Source organism: Mesorhizobium sp. WSM4821 (assembly GCF_055901555.1).
In genome coordinates, this window is the sequence record NZ_CM148371.1 from 2,408,027 (window position 1) to 2,425,748 (window position 17,722).

The following is a 17,722-nucleotide window of genomic DNA, read 5'->3' on the forward strand; positions in this document are numbered from 1 at the left end:
AAAAGCGCCAACCGCGGCTACGCTGCGTTGGCCATTTGGTTAAGGAAGGCGACCAGTCGATCACGGTCTGATGTCATGCCCTTGTAGTCGAGCTGGGCAAGGTCGAGCGCCAGCAATTGTTGGGCGAAAGACGTGGCCAGCATTGCCCGCTCGGGATGGCGCGCCAACACATTGAGCGGGTCGAGATGGACACGGATCGTGAACAGGATGTCACGCGAGATGGGAAGTTTCCTCAGCGTCTGCCGTTCGACGCGGATGAACGCTTGGGCGTCGATGTCGCCGTCTGGAAATCTGGAGGGGCGGTTGGTGGCGCGGTCAATGCGCTCAAGGTCCGAGAGCGGATGGTAGAGCGCGTCGCCCGACTGGATCGACCAATTGTAGCGCTCGACGGCCTGGCCCTGGAGACCGTCGAACAGGCGGTTGATGAGGTCGGTCGGGCGCGTGCCTGGGCCGAAGCCCGGCACCGGCGCATGAATCTCCTGCAGCGGCCTGCCGAATTTTTCGATCAGCGACCACGACGAGGGAAAGCACAGTGAGCCGGCGACAAGACGCCAGCCGCTTTCGTCGCGGCGCATCAGGATCAGATCCTCTTGGATAAGCAATGAGGCGGCGACAAGCGGGGCATCGTTGAACCCGCCGGCAGTACCATCAATTCTGTCTTTGGCGCCGGTCACCTCGATCCCTGCACAGGCAGGCCGGTAGGTTTCGGGAAATTTCGCCACAAGGTGCGCGCCGAGCAGATCGAGCACCTCGCGCTGGGCCTCACGCGTGCCGTCCTCCTCGACGAAGATCCTGTCGGGGATTTCCGCATAGAGCCGCCGTTTCTCGGCGAGATAGGTCAGCAGATGCTCGTCGACCTCGATCCATTCGTCGACGTCGAGCGGCTTCAGCCCGATGGCGAAGGGTTTTGATGAGCCGTCATAGGGCGTGTGGATCGGCTGTCGGGAACGCATGTTTGTCTAATGGTCCACTCTCCGGCGACTATCGTCCAGTGCCTCTTCGGTGCGTTTCAGCCCAGCCGTGCCGGGATCAATCCGCGCAGGGAATTGCCGACGAACAAGGCTTTGGCCGACTTCAGATCGTCCAAGGTGTAGATGGCTTCGCGGGCGCGGCCTTCATTCAGCAATTCGCCGCGCAATACGCCAGGCAGCAGGCCGCAATCGAGCCGCGGCGTGGCCAGCGCGCCGTCGCCGAAATCGGCGAAGAGATTGGTGATCGTGCCCTCACAGATTTCGCCACGCTCGTTGGCCAGCATCACCTCGTCGGCCCGGCTGATCAGATATTCGGCTCGCGCCCGCTGATAGATGTCCCGGCGGCTCGTCTTGTGGCGCAGCAGCGTGTCGCTCGAATCGAGCCGCACCCGCGCCAGCTGCAGCCTCCACACCTTGTCGGCTGCGTGCGGCTCATAAGGCAACGCCGTGGCCGTCACCTTGCCGCTGCGCGACAGGACGAGGCGTGTGCGCAAGACGATATCGGGCCGGTCGACGGCGTTTCTGAGCGCCTCGCCGACCTTCTGAGGATCGCAGGCAAAACCCAGTTCCTCTGCCGAGCCATAAAGGCGTGCCAAATGGCGGTCGAAACGGAGGAAGCCTTGGCCCGGCTGCCAGCGCATGGTTTCGATCAGCTCGAAATCGGCGGTGTTCCCGTCGCGTAGCGCGCTTTCAGCAGGCACTCCTGATACTCCTCCTCGGCCGTCGAATCGAAGACGACGCCGCCACCGACATTGTAGACCGCCTTGCCACTGGAAAAGAGCGAGATGGTGCGGATTGCCACCGAAAAGCGCATCGTACCGCCGGGCGCGATCCAGCCGATGGCGCCGCAATAGACGTCTCGCGGCGTCGTTTCCAGATCGTGCAGGATTTCCATGGCGCGGATTTTCGGGGCGCCGGTGATCGATCCGCATGGAAATAGCGCTGCAAAGATCTGGCGGATGCTGAGGTCGGGCAAAAGTCTGGCCCGCACGCGGCTCACCATCTGGTGGACGGTCGGGTAGCTCTCGATGCGGAAAAGCTCCGGCACCTCCAGCGTGCCGACCTCGGTGATCAGCGAGATGTCGTTGCGCAGGAGATCGACGATCATCCGGTTCTCGGCCTGGTTCTTCTCATCGTTGAGCAAGAATGCCTTCAGCCGCTCGTCCTCAGCCTTGGTCGCGCCGCGCGGGGCGGTGCCCTTCATCGGATGGGTTTCGATCATGCCTTCGGCATCGATCTCGAAGAACAGTTCCGGCGAACGCGACAAAACGACCGGATCGCCGAGAGCGATCAGCGCACCGTATTTCACCGGTTGGCGATCGGTCAGCGCGTCGAAGGCGGCCAGCGGATCGCCCGACCATCGCGCATGAATCGGAAAGGTCAGATTGCCCTGATAGCAATCACCCTTGCGAATGTGATTGTGGAGGCGCGCAAAGCGTTTTGCGTAATCTTCCGAAGACCAGGCAGCCCTTGCGTCGAAAATCGGGCCATTGGTCGCCGGCGCGTTGCCGCGCACGACCGCCTGTTCGGCAGGCGCGTCGAAGATGCCCAGGCAGACAAGCGGGGCGCGGCGTCCGCTCGGTAGCAGCGGAACGAGCTTCGGCTCGAGCAGGTAGCCGGCTTCGTAGGAGAAATATCCGGCCAGCCATTTGCCGGCGTCATGCGCGGCCTGCGCGATTTCCAGCGCCGGCAGGAAATCCTCCGCCTCATGCGCCACGACGATGCCGGCCGGACGGTCGAAAACGAGCTGATGCGCGCGCTCATCATTCCGGAAAATTGCAGAGGGCAGGGACATGGGACTCGGATGCTGCGATCAATGGCGCCAGCTATCGCTCTATATGGGGGCTCGATCGCGCGCAATCGAGAGAGCGGCGCCTCAAGACGCAAAGGCAGCCTTGGTCCAAAAGCAAACTGGCGGCACCTCGAGGGCGCCGCCAGCCTGTATCATGTGCTCGATGCCGGCAAGCAATTCAGGTGTTGCTCGTGGTCCCCGCGGTCGGGAAGCGGCGCGCGAATTCCTTCTCGTCGCCGGCGGCAAGCAGTTTTGCCTGCTCGATCCAGCGTTCACGCTCGATGCGGCCGTCGAACTCGAGAACGTCTTCGATCCGCTTGATATCCGCCGCCGTCCAGGCAGCGATCTGCGCGTAAGTTCTGACTCCAAGGCCGTGCAGCTTCCGCTCGTTGACCGGGCCGATGCCGATCAAGCGACGCAGGCTGTCGGCTTTATCAGCTGCCGCCGCTGTTGCCTTTGTGGCGGCTTTCTTTGCCGCCGGCGCGGCCTTCCCGGCTGTGGCGCTCGTTTTCGACGCAGCCGTTTTCGATGCACTTGCCTTTGGCGCGGCTGCCGCCGTGGCGGCCGCTGGTTTCTTGGGCGCGGTCTTGGCCGGTGTGGCCTTGCCCGACCCAGTCTTGCCCGATCCAGTCTTGCCCGACCCGGTCTTGGCCGGCGCGGTCTTGGCAGGCGCCGATGTCGACATCAATGCCGACGGTGCCGGGATTGCTGCCTTTGTCGCACCGGCCTTGGCGCCTTGTGCCTCGGTCAGCTGGCGCTCCAGGTCGGCGCGGGCGCCGCGGCATACGTCCAGCTCACCGGTCAGGCGGTCGGCGTCGGCGCGCAGCCTGTCGCGCTCGCCGCGCGTGCGGTCCAAGTCACCGCGCAGGCTGTCGAGATCGCCACGTACGCGTCCCCAGATGAACCAGCCAACCAACACACCTACAAGGAACGCCAGGAGCATGTAGAAAAAAGTGCCCATTTTCTCTCTCCAGTCCGATCCATCCGCCGTGGCCTGGAGGAGGTGACCTTGGCACAAGGACCATTCAATGGTGGCTCCGCTACTTGCGGAACAGCCGGCTTAAATCGAGCTGTCGGCGATCGGCTTTCCCTGCCATGGCCAACGGCCGCTGTCGCATTCGCCGAAGTGTCGTGACCGGCCTGAGATTTTTCCCCTGGCCTGAGCCGCACGCCCGACTGAACTTGAGAGACCGTTTGGAAACTCCACCCTGGCGGCCATCTGATGGCGTTTTCTGCGCTTCCGGTGCTCACGGACCCAAATGTCCGCTGCGCGCCGGTTCTCGAAACCACCACCATATACTCGCCAGAGCGAATTTCGAAAAGGTCTCTGAGGCGGGACGCTACCATACAGCTTCCGGAAAGCTAACGGAAAAATTCCAGGGAGAGTTATTCAAGAACAATATTTGGGTGAGGATATAATGGTCCCAATGTGCATTGCGGCTAAACTGTTCTGCCAGCACCGGATGTTCAGCACCGCGCGTCAATCGTCCAGCGCTTCGAGCTCGTCGATCAGGCCGCCGATCACGCCAAGCCCGATCTGCCAGAAGGCAGGGTCGGTGGCGTCAAGGCCGAAGGGCGCCAGGAGTTCGGAATGATGTTTGGTGCCGCCGGCGCGCAGCATGCCAAAATATTTCTCCTGAAAGCCGCGCTCGGCATTCTGATAGACCGCATAGAGCGAATTCACCAGGCAGTCGCCAAAAGCATAGGCGTAGACGTAGAAGGGTGAATGGATGAAGTGTGGAATATAGGTCCAGAAGACCTCGTAACCCTCGCGCAGCTTGATCGCCGGCCCGAGGCTTTCCGCCTGCACCTCGAGCCAGAACTGGCCAAGCTTGTCGGATGTCAACTCACCGTTCTTGCGCTCGGCATGCACCTTGCGTTCGAATTCGTAGAAGGCGATCTGGCGCACGACCGTGTTGATCATGTCCTCGACCTTCTGGGCGAGCATGGCCTTGCGCTCGCGCTTGTCGCTGGTCTGGTCCAGCAGCGAGCGGAAGGTCAGCATCTCGCCGAAGACGGATGCCGTCTCGGCCAGCGTCAGCGGCGTCGAGGCCATCAAAGCACCCTGGCCTGCGGCAAGGACCTGATGCACGCCATGGCCAAGCTCGTGCGCCAGCGTCATTACGTCGCGCGGCTTGCCCATGTAGTTGAGCAGCACATAGGGATGCGCCGACGGCACGGTCGGATGCGCGAAGGCGCCCGGCGACTTGCCGGGCCTGACAGGCGCATCGATCCAGTTGCGGTCGAAGAAAACCTGGGCGATTTCCGCCATGTCAGGCGAAAAGCGCCGATAGGCGGACAGCACCGTGTTCCTGGCCTCGTCCCAACCGATGATCGCTTGCGGGGTCTCTGGCAACGGCGCATTGCGGTCCCAGTGGTTCATCACCTCCATGCCGAGCCAGCGTGCCTTCATCTGGTAGTAGCGGTGCGACAGGCGCGGATAGGCGTCACGAACGGCCGTGGCCAACGCATCCACCACGCTGCGCTCGACGCGATTGGCGAGATGGCGCGAATCGGCGATGTCCTCGAAGCCGCGCCAGCGGTCGGAAATCTCCTTGTCCTTGGCCAGCGTGTTGGTGATCAGGGTGAAGGTGCGCAGATTCTTGCGGAAGGTTGCAGCCAGCGCTTCGGAGGCCCGGCGGCGGATCTCGCCATCGGCGTGCTGGAGGCGGTTCAGCGCCGGCTCAAGGGTCAGTTCCTCGCCATCGATGTCGAAGCGCAGATCGGTCATCGTCTCGTCGAACAGGCGGTTCCAGGCGCCGCGTCCGGTAATAGACTTCTCGTGGAAAAGCTGCTCGACCCGGTCCTCGAGCTGGTACGGTTTGTCCTTGCGCAGATCGAGCACCCAGGGCCGGTAGTGGGCGAAGGCGAGATCGGCAGCAAGCGCGGTGTCGATCGCGGCATCGTCGATGAGGTTCAGTTCCAGCGCGAAGAAAAGAAGATGCGCGCTGGCGTCGGTCATCTTCTCCTGAATGTCGCCATAAAGCTTGGCGCGCTGCGGATCCGTCGTGTTGCCGGCATAGACCAGCCCGGCATAGGAGACGATCCGGCCGATCAGTTCTTCCAGCGCCTCATAGGCGGCAAGCGCCTCGCCCAGCCTGCCGCCGTCGCCGCGCGCCGCCTCGGCGGCGAGCGTGCCTTTCCAGCGGTTCTCGAAACTGATGGCATCGGCCGCCGCCTTGGCGATGTCGCGCTTCAACTCAGGGGCGTCCATTCCCGCATAGAGATCGGCGAGGTTCCATTCCGGAAGGTTGCCAAGCTCCGCCGCGCCCTGACCGGACGATGTCGCCGCCGCAAGCTGCCGACCAAGAACCATGCGCATCGCCATATCTTCCAGAACCAGATTCGAGGGCCAAGATTCGAGGGGCCAAAATTCGAGGGGAATGAGAGGCCGGTCAAATGCTAAGGAATTCGTTCACCGGGTTTTTTGAAACCTTATTTAGAACCCTGTGCCAAGATGATCCATAGAGCGGGTTTCCCAAGGCGGCCAAAGGGGCGGGCATCGTTGAACCAGTCATGACAGGTTCCATACTCATAGTCGATGACGATCCCGTGCAGCGCAGGCTGCTAGAGGCGGCGGTGACGAAATTCGGCCACAACGCGATCGTCGCGGATAGCGGCGAGGCCGGCCTTGACGTTCTCGACGGGCCTAAAGCGAGCGACGTCTCGGTGATCATCCTCGACCTCGTCATGCCGGGCCTCGACGGCATCGGCGTGCTGAAGGCGATGCGCGAGCGCGGCATCCATATTCCGGTGATCGTGCAGACCGCGCAGGGTGGCATCGAGACCGTCGTTTCGGCCATGCGTCATGGCGCCTTCGATTTCGTCGTCAAGCCGGCCTCTCCCGACAGGCTGCAGGCATCGATCGTCAATGCGCTCAAAGTCGAGGCGGTCGAGGGCGAAGTGAAGCGCACGTCGCGGCGTCGCGGCGGCAATCTGACTTTCAAGGACATGATCACGCACAGCCCGGCGATGGATCGGGTGATCCGCCTCGGTCAGAAGGCGGCCGCGTCCAACATCCCGATCCTCATCGAAGGCGAGTCCGGTGTCGGCAAGGAGTTGGTGGCGCGCGCCATCCAGGGCAGCGGGGACCGCCGCTCAAAGCCGTTCGTCACCGTCAATTGCGGCGCGATCCCCGACAATCTGGTCGAATCGATCCTGTTCGGCCACGAGAAGGGCTCGTTCACCGGCGCCACCGAAAAACACGCCGGCAAATTCGTCGAGGCGCATTCGGGCACGCTCTTTCTCGACGAGATCGGCGACCTGCCGCTCGACGTGCAGGTCAAGCTGTTGCGCGCCGTGCAGGACGGTGAGGTCGATCCAGTCGGTGGACGTTCGACCATCAGGGTCGATATCAGGCTGATATCGGCGACACACCGCAACCTTCTGCAGCAGGTCAAGGACGGCAAGTTCCGCGAGGATCTGTTCTACCGGCTGAATGTCTATCCGATCTTCGTGCCGCCGCTGCGCGATCGTCGCGACGATATTCCGTATCTGGTCGAGCATTTCATGGAGAAGGTCGCGCCCACCGATCCGCGTCACCGTCTGCACGGCATTTCGGCCGCGGCGCTCGCCATGCTGAAGGCCTATGATTGGCCGGGAAACATCCGGCAGCTGGAAAACGCCGTTTTCCGGGCCTCGGTGCTTTGCGAAGGCGACGTGCTGACCGAGGAGGAGTTTCCGCAAATCCGGGCGCAGGTCGAGGGCACCGTCAACCTCAATGCGCATGGGGCGTTGCCCGCCTCGCCTTTGGCCATCGAACCGCCTGGCGAAGATGCGCCGGCCGACAACACCAGCCCTGCGACCGAGCTCGATCCGCCGGTCAGGCCGCAGCCGCGCTTCGGTACGCTGCGGGCGCTCGACGAACGCGGCAATGTACGCGCCCTGGCCGATGTCGAACTCGAAATGATCGAGCTCGCCATCAACCATTACAACGGCCAGATGAGCGAAGTTGCCCGCCGCCTCGGCATCGGCCGCTCCACGCTCTACAGAAAGCTCAAGGAGTATGGCATCGACCCGGAAACAGGCCGGGTCGACCGGCTCGCTTCCTGACGATGCAAGGTCCAACCATCCTACCAGTCTGGCGTCAGGACAGTTGACAGTCATCGGCGGCACATGACGCGTGCCGGGGCGAGGCATTTGCGGCAGTGTTCACGCATTGAGGCGTCCGGTAACAGATCGTGTTGCGGGCAAAGGCCGAAACATGATCTAAACCAGCAGTTTACCAAGAAACCCTGCGTAATATTTTTGACGGGATATCGCCACGGTGTTACCGCATTTCGGCTTCAATAAGCGATGATTAACCATTAGGATCGATATTCGGGTGTGAACACCACCGCATCCGTTTGGTCAAATCCGGGGACAAACGGCAGCCTGCAAGGCCTTTTGATTTGAACAAAGTCGAACGACACAAAGACGTGCGGCATTATCACATGAGCGTCTGGCCGAGATGGCTGGCAGCGGTGATTCTCGCCTTTGGCTTCCTTGCGGCGGCTGCTAGCGGCGCCAGCGCCCAGTCGCGCTCACTGAAACTCTATAACCTCCACACGAAGGAGAAGGCGGAGATCGTCTTCAAGCGCGGCGGCCGCTACGACCAGGCGGGTCTGAAAAAGATCAATGTCTTGCTGCGCGACTGGCGCCGCAACGAGCCGACCAAGATGGATCCGCGCCTGCTGGACCTGGTGTGGGAGGCTTACCGGCAGAGCGGCTCCAGAGACTATATCCAGGTCGTGTGCGGTTATCGCTCGCCGTCAACGAACTCGATGCTGCGCGGCCGCAGCAGGGGCGTCGCCAAGAAAAGCCAGCATATGCTCGGCAAAGCCATGGACTTCTACATTCCCGGCGTGCCGCTGAAGAAACTGCGCGACATCGGCCTCAAGATGCAGGGCGGTGGCGTCGGTTACTATCCTTCGTCCGGCTCGCCCTTCGTCCACATGGATGTCGGCAATGTGCGCCACTGGCCCGGTATCAGCCGCCGGGAATTGGCGCGCGTGTTCCCCGATGGCAAGACGCTGCATGTGCCGAGCGACGGCAAGCCGCTGCCCGGCTATTCGCAGGCGCTCGCCTCCTACAAGGCGCGCAAGGGCGCCGGCACTCCCGCCATCGAACTGGCCAGCGCAGGTGGCGGGTCCAAGAAATCCGGCGGTCTGTTGGCGGCTTTCTTCGGCGGCGGCGAAGACGAGGCGGACGACAGCGCCGATGTGGCAGCCGCGCCAGCACCGAAGCCAACCAACGTGAAGCCGGCGAACGTGAAGCTGGCGAGCGCGAAACCGACGCCGGCCGCCAAGGGCAGCCAGCTCCCGGGCATTGCCATCGTGTCGCCTCAGGATGCGAAGCGCGCCGAGATTGCGCAAATCGCTGATGCACCTGCTCCGGAACCGGAGGAGGACACGCCCGAAACGATCATCGCCGCGCTGCCGGCGCGCAGCGTTCCGGTGCCTGATTTCGCCCCCCGTCCGAAGACCGATGTCGGCGCCCAGCCGCCCGAAAACGTTCCGTTCGGGATGGCGGATGCCACCGCCACCACCGAACAGGCTGTGGCGACCGCGCAAGCGCCGGCAGGCGCTCCCTTCGGCATGGCCGACCCGTCCGCCGCTGCCGGTCCGACGCAGGTTGCCGCCACCAGTATTCCGTTGCCGACCTGGCGTCCCGATCACTCGCTGCCGGCCGACATTGCAGCGGCCGACCTTGCGCCGCAGGACAAGGATGTGCTTTTGGCGCTGGCTGATACGGCCGGGCATGACAAGACCGCTACCGATGCATTCTCGGTGCTACCGTCGGCGCGGCCTGAACTGACGCCGACTGACCAGATCCAGCCCGACGCGGTCAAAGCCGTCCTCGAGCGGGTCAGCGCAACCGACGGATATCAGGTCGCTTCGCTCTCCCAGCCGAGCTCGGTCTCCATCGACCCCGCGAACGTCTATGCCGCATCGCCGCGCAAGGCTGTCTTTGCCCGCCCGGCCGGCTCCGATCCGGCGGCAGCGATCGGGGCGGGTGTGAAGACCACCCGCAAGGAAGCCAGGGCAACCGCGCGTGATCTGAAGCCCGGTCCCAAGGCCGTGGTGGTCCCTGCCGAGCCGCAGGCTGCGCGGTGGGCGCTGAACAGCGGCGAGAAGGTCGTCACCGTCTCCAGCGCGACGACGGCGCCGCGTTATGCCTACAACATCGTGCACACGCCGCCGAGCGAGGTCTATACCGCGGGCTTCCAGCCTGACGATCAGTCGGCCGACGCCAACCGGTTCACCGGCAAGGCCGTAAAGTTCCTGTCGGTCGCCCGCTTCCAGACCAAATAGCGGATCGATCGAGCAATACAAAGCCTCGCCGGGTAACCCGCGCGGCCTTTTGTTGTCCGCAGAAAAGAGCGCCGGCGATGCCGCCAATCTCCCCAAGTGAGAGAGGATTGGCTCTACCGACCGAGCTTGCTCGCCGCGCGCGCCAACGCCTCGATCTCGTCCCACCTGCCGGCCTTGACCAAGTCGTCCGGTGCCACCCAGGAGCCGCCGACGCAGATGACGTTGGGCAGGGCAAGATAGTCGGCGGCGTTCTTGCCGGTGATGCCGCCGGTCGGGCAGAATTGCACATCGGCGAGTGGCGAAGCGAATGCCTTGAGCGAGGCGATGCCGCCCGACTGTTCGGCCGGGAAGAATTTCAGGAAACGCAAGCCTGCCTCGCGGGCGGCCATGATCTCGCCGGGCGTGATGGCGCCGGGCAGCAACGGCACGTCGCTGTTCTTCGCCGCCGCCAGAAGCTCGCGGGTGATGCCGGGGCTGACGATGAACTTCGAGCCGGCCGCCGCTGCCTCGCCGAACTGGCGGGCGTCCAGAATGGTGCCGGCGCCGACGATGGCGTCCTCGACTTCGCTTGCCACGAGCCGTATCGCCTCCAGCGCATCGGCGGTCCGCAGCGTGATCTCTATCGCCGGCAGGCCGCCGCGCGTCAGCGCGCGTGCCAGCGGCACGGCATCAGCAACGTTGGTGATCTTCAGCACCGGGATAACCGGTTGGCCATTGAGGAGCGACGGGAGCTTTTCGGTCTTGCTGGGCATGTGTCGTCTCTCCGGTTTTGATCCGTTCAACCGGTTAGCAGAAGGCTGTTTTTCTGTCCACGAAACGAACCGTGTCGCGATGTCACGCACTGCCCGCAATTCCATTGGCCCGGCCGTCGAAGCCGCCGAGCAAAGGCTGATCCACGCGCCAGCCTTGAATCGGCTTTCATGAGCGTTTAGTGGCTTTGGCGATGACACCGTCCAATCAGCCCTTGCGCGTTGCCGCGCTCTACAGGTTTGCCCGGCTCGATGACTTCGAGGCATTGCGTGCGCCGCTCGCCGCCTACTGTTGCGGACGCGGTATCAAGGGCACGCTGCTTCTGGCGCATGAGGGCATCAACGGCACGGTCGCCGGCAGCGAAGCGGCGATCACCGCACTTATCGACCATCTCGAATCCATCGAAGGTCTCGCCGGTCTCGAGGTCAAATACAGCAGCGCCGCGCAGATGCCGTTCCACCGCATGAAGGTGCGGCTGAAGCGCGAGATCGTCACCATGGGCGTCGAAGATCTCGATCCGGCGGCAAACGCCGGCACCTATGTCTCTCCGGCCGACTGGAACGCGCTGATCTCGGACGCAGACACGATCACCGTCGACACGCGCAACGCCTACGAGGTGTCGATCGGCACCTTCAAGGGCGCGGTCGATCCCGCCACGACGAGCTTTCGCGAGTTCCCGGCCTGGGTCGAGCAGCATCGGGCCGAACTCGTAGGCCGGAAGGTGGCCATGTTCTGCACCGGCGGCATACGCTGCGAGAAGGCGACGGCCTATGTGAAGGCGCTCGGCTTCGAGGATGTGTTCCATCTCAGGGGCGGCATCTTGAGATATCTCGAAGAGGTGCCCGCCGAACAGAGCCTCTGGCAGGGCGAGTGCTTCGTCTTCGACGAGCGCGTCTCGGTGTCGCACGGCCTGGTCGAGGGCGAGGCCGAACTGTGCCGCGCCTGCCGACACCCGCTGACCGGGCAGGACCGGCTGTCGCCGAAATACATCGCCGGCGTCTCGTGCCCGCATTGCTTCGAAACTCGTACTGACGAGGATCGTGCGCGCTATGCCGAGCGCCAGCGCCAGGTCGAGCTTGCACAGGTGCAAGGCAGGCGGCCGCATATCGGCCGTTAGGAAACGGCAGATACTGTCATCCTTGGCAAAGCCCGTCATTGTAATGTCAATATCCGGGACCTACCTCTTCGACTCCGAAACCTGCCCGTGCACGTTCGGCCGGGCCAATTCTGGAGGCATTGATGTTCGATCCCAAGAAGCTCCTCGACGATCTGCTCGGCTCGCAAATTCCCGGAACGGGTTCGACCGTCCGTGACAAAGGGGGGCAGGCGGTGCAGATGGCCAAGGACAATCCGCTGGCGGCCGGCGCGCTGGCCGCGGTGCTGCTTGGAACCGGCGCCGGCCGTCAGGTCACCGGCACTGCGGTGAAGCTCGGCGGCCTGGCCGTGATCGGCGGTCTCGCCTACAAGGCCTACCAGAACTACAAGAACGGCAAGGCGCCTGCGGAGACGGCCGCCGCCGGCGAGCCGGAATTGCTGCCGCCGCCCGCCGACACCAGCTTCCACCCCTCGCAGGCGCCGCAGGGCGAGGACGAATTCACGCTGACGCTGGTGCGGGCGATGATTTCGGCAGCGAAGGCCGACGGCCATATCGACGACGACGAGCGGCAAAAGATCGCCGGCAAACTCAGCCTCGCGGGCATCGACACCGACGCGGAGAAATTTCTGATGTCGGAGCTGGAAACGCCGCTCGACCTGGACACGCTGGTCGCTGGCGCTCAAACCGACGCGCAGAAGCTCGAGCTCTATACCGCCTCGCGCCTCACCATCGATCCGGATACGCGCGCCGAACGCGGCTATCTCGATCTACTCGCCGGCCGACTCGGCCTGCCGGACGCGCTGGTGGACCATGTCGAGGCGACGGTATCGGCGGCAAAGGTGCCGGTGTCAGGGGTGCCGGCATCAGACAAGGCAACCGGCAACGTCGCCGGTTCGCGCTGGTAGGTTTGAGTTCGGAGAGGGGTTCGACGTCCTTTCGCGTTAACGTCTCATTTACCCAGGAAGCGCATGATTTTAGGCACTCGGATCGGCTTTCCTCCTCCCAAGCCTGGTTCGGATCGGGGCGGTCGCTAATGACCGCCCTTTTTGTCGGAACCGGCTGAGGCGCGTCGCGTTTGAACGAATTCATGCGACGGACGCGCTCAGGCTCTTGTTTTTATGCATGTCGTTATCGCAAAACCGCTGCACACTTTTGCGCGACAGGCCTTAGTGCATGACCCGAAACCGGAATCGATTTTTGGAAGGGATCATGCGCAAAATCGGATTGCTCAAAATCGAAGCGCACCAGCGTCCTTTGCGCGTTCAAAAAGGGCACACGGCGCTGTAAGAGGACAGTCATGACAGATTACAGAACCGCCATTGTCACCGGCGCCGGCACAGGTGTCGGCAAAAGCGTCGCCACGGCGCTGCTCAAGGCCGGCTGGAACACGGTGTTCTGCGGGCGCCGCAAGCCGGTGCTGAACAAGGCAGTCGCCGACGCCGGACCGACACAAGCCAAGGCGCTGGCGGTCGCCTGCGACATCAGCAAGGCCGACCAGGTCGACGATCTGTTCGAGACGGTGGCGGCGGCTTTCGGCCGTGTCGATCTGCTCTTCAACAATGCCGGCATGGGCTACAAGTCGACATTGATCGACGAGATCCCGGTCGAGGTGTGGAACGACGTCGTCGGGGTCAATCTCACCGGCTCGTTCCTGTGCGCCCGCGCCGCCTTCGGTGCCATGCGCAGGCAACGGCCGATGGGCGGCCGCATCATCAACAACGGCTCGGTGTCGGCCTACGCGCCGCGGCCGGGCTCGGTGCCCTATACCGCGACCAAGCACGCCATAACCGGGCTGACCAAGACGCTGGCGCTGGACGGCCGGCCCTATGACATCGCCTGCGGCCAGATCGACATCGGCAACGCCTTGACCGACATGGCGCAGGCGATGACGGTCGGAGTGCCGCAGGCCAACGGCTCCATCGCCGCCGAAGCGGTGATGGACGTTCAGCGCGTTGCCGATGCCGTCGTCCACATGGCCAGCCTGCCGCTCGACGCCAATGTGCTGTTCATGACCGTGATGGCGACAAAGATGCCGTTCGTCGGGCGAGGGTGAGCGGCCGGCCTAATTTAGGATGTGACCGGAAGCGGCACGCCGGGAAGATACAGCGAAATGGGCCGGATTTCGTAAACGGCGGTTGGATTGACGCGGCGAAGGTCGCGGGCAATCGCGATCGCGGCATCACGCGTGGCGCAGTCGACGACGTAGAGTCCCAACAATTGCTCCTTGGTCTCGGCGAAGGGGCCGTCAATCACCATTCCGGCGCCCGGCCCCCGCAAGGTGCACGCGTCTTGTGTCGCCCCGAGCCGCGCCGCCGGGCCAAGGGCACCTTCCCGGTAGAGCCGTTCGTTGATCTGGAGCAGGTCCGTCATCAGCGCCGCGTCCTCTTCCGGCGTCAACGCCGCGACGACTTCTTCCACGTGATAGGCAAGGATGGCATAGAACATCTGGCGTCACCTTTCTTCGGTCGTGAATTCTTCGCCGCCGACAGCTGTCTCACTTGTCCAGAAACGCCTCGATCCGCTCCAGCGCGCGCAGGATGTTCTCTTCGGAATTAGCATAGGACAGCCTGATGTAGCCTTCGCCAAGAATGCCGAAATCAGGTCCGCCGATCAGCGCCACACCGGCATCCTCCAGCAGGGCGGACGCCAGCTTCTTGGCCTTCCAGCCGGTCTTGGAGACATTGGGGAAGGCATAGAAGGCGCCCTTCGGCGTGATGCAGGAAACACCGGGTAAGGCGTTCAGCCCTTCGACCACGACCTTCCTGCGGCGGTCGAAGGCGCGCATCATCTTGTCGACGTCGTCCTGCGGGCCGTCGATGGCCGCGATGCCGGCATACTGGCTCGGTGCGTTGACGCAAGACCAGCAGTTGACCGCCAGCTTGCGCACCTTGTCGTAGAGATGGGCACCCTTGTAGCCGTTCGGCCAGATCGACCAGCCCATGCGCCAGCCGGTCATCGCCCAGGTCTTCGACCAACCGTTGAGGATGATCAACCGGTCGCGGATTTCGGGGAAGTTGAGCAGCGAGCAATGCGTCTCGCCGTCATAGGTCATCACGTCGTAGATCTCGTCGGAGAGGATGGCGACGTCCGGGTGCGCTTCCAGCCCCTTGACCAGCTTCTCGATCTCGGCGCGGGGGGTGACGCCGCCAGTCGGGTTGGCCGGGGAGTTGAGGATGAGCAGCCTGGTGTTTGGCGTGATCAGCGCCAGCGTCTCCTCAGCCGAGAAGGCAAAGCCGTTCTCCTCGCGCATCGGCACCGGCACCGGAGCAGCACCGGTGAACTCGATCATCGAGCGATAGATGGGAAAGCCGGGATCGGGATAGAGGATTTCTGCGCCCGGTTCGCCGAACATCAAGATCGTGGCGAACATCGTCGGCTTGCCGCCGGGCAGGATCATCACCGCCTCGGGCGATACCTCCACGCCGGTTGTGGTCAGCGTGCGGCGTACCACCGCCTCGCGTGTCGCCAGCAGGCCGTTGGCCGGCGTATAGCCGTGGTGGCCGTCGCGCAGCGCCTTGATCGCCGCCTCGACGATATGTTGCGGCGTCTTGAAGTCGGGTTGGCCGATGCCGAGATTGACGATATCGCGCCCTTGACGGGCAAGTGCTGTGGCACGAGCCAGCACCGCGAAGGCATTTTCTTCGCCGAGACGATCGAAGGCCGAAATCGTGTGGAGCATTTTTCCCGTCCGTGTGGTTCTTTCATAGAGCGAGCGTTTTTGTGAGCGTCCTTTCGCAAAAGTCAAACGGATTGGAGCTTTGGGTGTCGGAAAATCTCGAGAATTGGCAGCCGCGCCCGCGGCCCGAACGCAAAGTCCTGGAGGGGCGCACCGTCAGACTGGAACCGCTCGACGCCGAAAAGCACGGCGACGGCCTGTTCGAAGCATCGTCGGTGCCAGACGCCGACGGCCGCTTCGCCTGGCTGTTCGACTACCCCCCGCAGACCCGCGCCGCCTTCCAGCCCTGGGTGGACAAGGCCGAAGCCAGCGAAGACCCGCTGTTCTTCACCGTCATCGACAAGGCTAGCGGCAAGGTTGCCGGACGCCAGACGCTGATGCGCATCGATCCGACCTATGGCGTGATCGAGATCGGCAACATCTATTGGGGTGCGCTGATCTCGCGCAGGCCGGCGGCGACGGAAGCGCAATTCCTGTTCATGAAATACATCTTCGACGAGCTTGGCTATCGCCGCTACGAATGGAAATGCAACAACCGCAACGAGCCGTCGAAGCGCGCGGCGGAGCGTTTCGGCTTCAAGTTCGAAGGCGTTTTCCGCCAGCATCTTGTGGTCAAGGGCGAAAACCGCGATACCGCGTGGTATTCGACCATCGACAAGGAGTGGCCGGCACTGCGCAGAGCCTATGAGGCATGGCTCGATCCGGCCAATTTCGATGGCGAAGGCCGCCAGAAGCGACGGCTCGAGGATTTCCGCGCCGAGTTCGGCGCCTGACCATGATTCCGAAGAGTGAAAGCCGGTTTTCGGGCAAGATCATGGTCAAGGAAGATAAGGCCTCCACCCCGATTCTGCCGGGATGGACCAGGCTCTGACAGGAGTTCGCAGATGGCGCATAGCCACGACCATGGTTCGCAAGGGCATGACCACAGCCACGGCGCGGGACATGTGCACGGCTCGACCGACAAGAAACGCGTTCTGATAGCGGCTTGCCTGACCGCCGGCTTCATGGTCGCGGAAGCGCTCGGCGGTCTCCTCACCGGATCGCTGGCACTGCTGGCGGACGCCGGCCACATGCTCGCCGACTCGATCGCGCTCGGCCTTGCCTGGTATGCTTTTCATCTTGCTGGCCGGCCGGCGACCGAACGCCTCACCTACGGCTTCGGCCGGGTCAAAACGCTGATCGCCTATACCAACGGGATCGCCATCTTCGCCATTGCGCTGTGGATCATCTATGAGGCTTGGCAACGCCTGCTGACGCCTGCGCCCGTGCTCGGCGGGCCGATGCTGGTCGTTGCGATCGCCGGCCTGCTGGTCAACATCGCTGCCTTCTTCGTGCTGCATGGCGGCGACCGTGAAAGCCTGAACATGCGCGGCGCCATCCTGCACGTGCTTGGCGATCTGCTCGGCTCGGCGGCAGCGATCATAGCTGCGCTGATCATCCTGGCGACGGGCTGGACGCCTATCGATCCGATCCTGTCCGTCCTCGTCTCGCTGCTGATCCTGTCCACGGCCTGGTCGCTGATGCGCGAAGCCGCCCATGTCCTGCTCGAAGGCGTGCCGGCGAGCCTCGATCGCGACCTGATCGCTAGGGATATAGAGGGGACAGTCAAGGGCGTTTGCGAGGTGCATCACATGCATGTCTGGTCGCTCGACGGGTCAAGCAACATGGCGACATTGCATGCCTGCCTCAACGACGGCGTCGACGCCCATAAAGCGGTCAGCGCCATCAAGAAACGGCTGGCCGCCGAGCATGGCATCGCCCACGCCACCGTAGAGCCGGAATTCGGCCAATGCGCCGACAGCCATCATGAGCACGATGGCGAGCACGACCATGCGCGCGGTGCGGCGCCGCATCACGGCCACTATCACTGACACCGGGAGTTCCATAGCGTTGGCAATAATAAACTTGATGAATTCCCGCCGTGTCGGGGTCGCGTGATGGATCGCGACACGCGCAATGCGGCGATCGGCGCGCTCTGGGTGCTGCTCCTGTTCGGCATCGCCGCCTACTATTTGCCAACCGTGATGCTGGCGGTCGGCAACGTCTCGACCATCCTTGCCGGCGTCGTCGCCGCTGTCTTCATGGGGGCCATCTTCATCGTGTTCTGGCTGCGTGGCCGCAGCCAACGCAAAAAGGATCATTGAT

The 17,722-nt window shown here is 63.3% G+C and carries 16 protein-coding genes; 8 read left to right on the forward strand and 8 right to left on the reverse strand.

What is annotated here, in order from left to right; translation table 11 throughout:
* Window positions 1-17: 17 nt before the first annotated feature.
* The 5 genes from AC0NID_RS11595 to AC0NID_RS11615 all read right to left on the reverse strand — a co-directional run bounded on the left by AC0NID_RS11595 (window position 18) and on the right by AC0NID_RS11615 (window position 6,085).
* Window positions 18-953, reverse strand: a complete 936-nt coding sequence (locus AC0NID_RS11595; RefSeq protein WP_473454761.1) for a heme-dependent oxidative N-demethylase family protein — start codon at window positions 951-953, stop codon at window positions 18-20.
* Between the two features lie 56 nt (window positions 954-1,009).
* A complete protein-coding gene (locus AC0NID_RS11600; RefSeq protein WP_473454760.1) occupies window positions 1,010-1,672 on the reverse strand; it encodes an aminotransferase class IV family protein in 663 nt (220 codons plus the stop codon).
* On the reverse strand, window positions 1,621-2,766 hold the full coding sequence (locus AC0NID_RS11605) for an aminodeoxychorismate synthase component I (protein ID WP_473454759.1): 1,146 nt from the start codon (window positions 2,764-2,766) through the stop codon (window positions 1,621-1,623). The genes AC0NID_RS11600 and AC0NID_RS11605 overlap by 52 nt, the downstream gene beginning before the upstream one ends.
* Before the next feature lie 175 nt (window positions 2,767-2,941).
* Window positions 2,942-3,724, reverse strand: coding sequence for a proton-conducting membrane transporter (locus tag AC0NID_RS11610; protein WP_473454758.1), 783 nt, complete (start codon window positions 3,722-3,724; stop codon window positions 2,942-2,944).
* Window positions 3,725-4,243: 519 nt separating this feature from the next.
* Complete coding sequence (locus AC0NID_RS11615) at window positions 4,244-6,085, reverse strand: M3 family oligoendopeptidase (RefSeq protein ID WP_473454757.1); 1,842 nt, start codon at window positions 6,083-6,085, stop codon at window positions 4,244-4,246.
* A gap of 194 nt (window positions 6,086-6,279) precedes the next feature.
* On the opposite strand from AC0NID_RS11615, the gene AC0NID_RS11620 reads away from it, so the two are divergent.
* Window positions 6,280-7,815 (forward strand): sigma-54-dependent transcriptional regulator, encoded by a 1,536-nt coding sequence (locus AC0NID_RS11620; RefSeq protein ID WP_473454756.1) that lies wholly within the window; start codon window positions 6,280-6,282, stop codon window positions 7,813-7,815.
* A gap of 380 nt (window positions 7,816-8,195) precedes the next feature.
* Window positions 8,196-10,055, forward strand: coding sequence for a peptidoglycan L,D-endopeptidase MepK (gene mepK / locus AC0NID_RS11625; RefSeq protein ID WP_473454755.1), 1,860 nt, complete (start codon window positions 8,196-8,198; stop codon window positions 10,053-10,055).
* A gap of 113 nt (window positions 10,056-10,168) precedes the next feature.
* Here the strand turns inward: mepK and AC0NID_RS11630 are convergent, their stop codons facing one another.
* Entirely contained in the window at window positions 10,169-10,807 is a 639-nt protein-coding gene (locus AC0NID_RS11630; protein ID WP_473454754.1) for a 2-dehydro-3-deoxy-phosphogluconate aldolase, read from the reverse strand.
* A gap of 191 nt (window positions 10,808-10,998) precedes the next feature.
* Between AC0NID_RS11630 and trhO the strand changes: the two genes are divergently transcribed.
* From trhO to AC0NID_RS11645, 3 genes are all read left to right on the forward strand, one after another.
* Window positions 10,999-11,922 carry an oxygen-dependent tRNA uridine(34) hydroxylase TrhO gene (gene trhO / locus AC0NID_RS11635; RefSeq protein ID WP_473454753.1) on the forward strand — a complete coding sequence of 308 codons (924 nt, stop codon included), beginning with the start codon at window positions 10,999-11,001 and terminating at the stop codon, window positions 11,920-11,922.
* Window positions 11,923-12,044: 122 nt separating this feature from the next.
* Window positions 12,045-12,806, forward strand: a complete 762-nt coding sequence (locus AC0NID_RS11640; protein ID WP_473454751.1) for a tellurite resistance TerB family protein — start codon at window positions 12,045-12,047, stop codon at window positions 12,804-12,806.
* Window positions 12,807-13,198: 392 nt separating this feature from the next.
* Complete coding sequence (locus AC0NID_RS11645; protein WP_473454750.1) at window positions 13,199-13,954, forward strand: SDR family oxidoreductase; 756 nt, start codon at window positions 13,199-13,201, stop codon at window positions 13,952-13,954.
* 14 nt (window positions 13,955-13,968) lie between these two features.
* Here AC0NID_RS11645 and AC0NID_RS11650 read toward each other — a convergent pair whose 3' ends face one another.
* On the reverse strand, window positions 13,969-14,346 hold the full coding sequence (locus AC0NID_RS11650; protein WP_473454749.1) for a YciI family protein: 378 nt from the start codon (window positions 14,344-14,346) through the stop codon (window positions 13,969-13,971).
* Window positions 14,347-14,395: 49 nt separating this feature from the next.
* Window positions 14,396-15,580 carry a pyridoxal phosphate-dependent aminotransferase gene (locus tag AC0NID_RS11655; RefSeq protein WP_473454748.1) on the reverse strand — a complete coding sequence of 395 codons (1,185 nt, stop codon included), beginning with the start codon at window positions 15,578-15,580 and terminating at the stop codon, window positions 14,396-14,398.
* 83 nt (window positions 15,581-15,663) lie between these two features.
* Here AC0NID_RS11655 and AC0NID_RS11660 point away from each other — a divergent pair, with 83 nt between their 5' ends.
* The 3 genes from AC0NID_RS11660 to AC0NID_RS11670 all read left to right on the forward strand — a co-directional run bounded on the left by AC0NID_RS11660 (window position 15,664) and on the right by AC0NID_RS11670 (window position 17,721).
* Complete coding sequence (locus AC0NID_RS11660; protein WP_473454747.1) at window positions 15,664-16,350, forward strand: GNAT family N-acetyltransferase; 687 nt, start codon at window positions 15,664-15,666, stop codon at window positions 16,348-16,350.
* 111 nt (window positions 16,351-16,461) lie between these two features.
* Complete coding sequence (locus tag AC0NID_RS11665; RefSeq protein WP_473454746.1) at window positions 16,462-17,448, forward strand: cation diffusion facilitator family transporter; 987 nt, start codon at window positions 16,462-16,464, stop codon at window positions 17,446-17,448.
* A 66-nt stretch (window positions 17,449-17,514) separates the two neighbouring features.
* Entirely contained in the window at window positions 17,515-17,721 is a 207-nt protein-coding gene (locus tag AC0NID_RS11670; protein ID WP_473454745.1) for a hypothetical protein, read from the forward strand.
* Window position 17,722 lies beyond the last annotated feature (1 nt).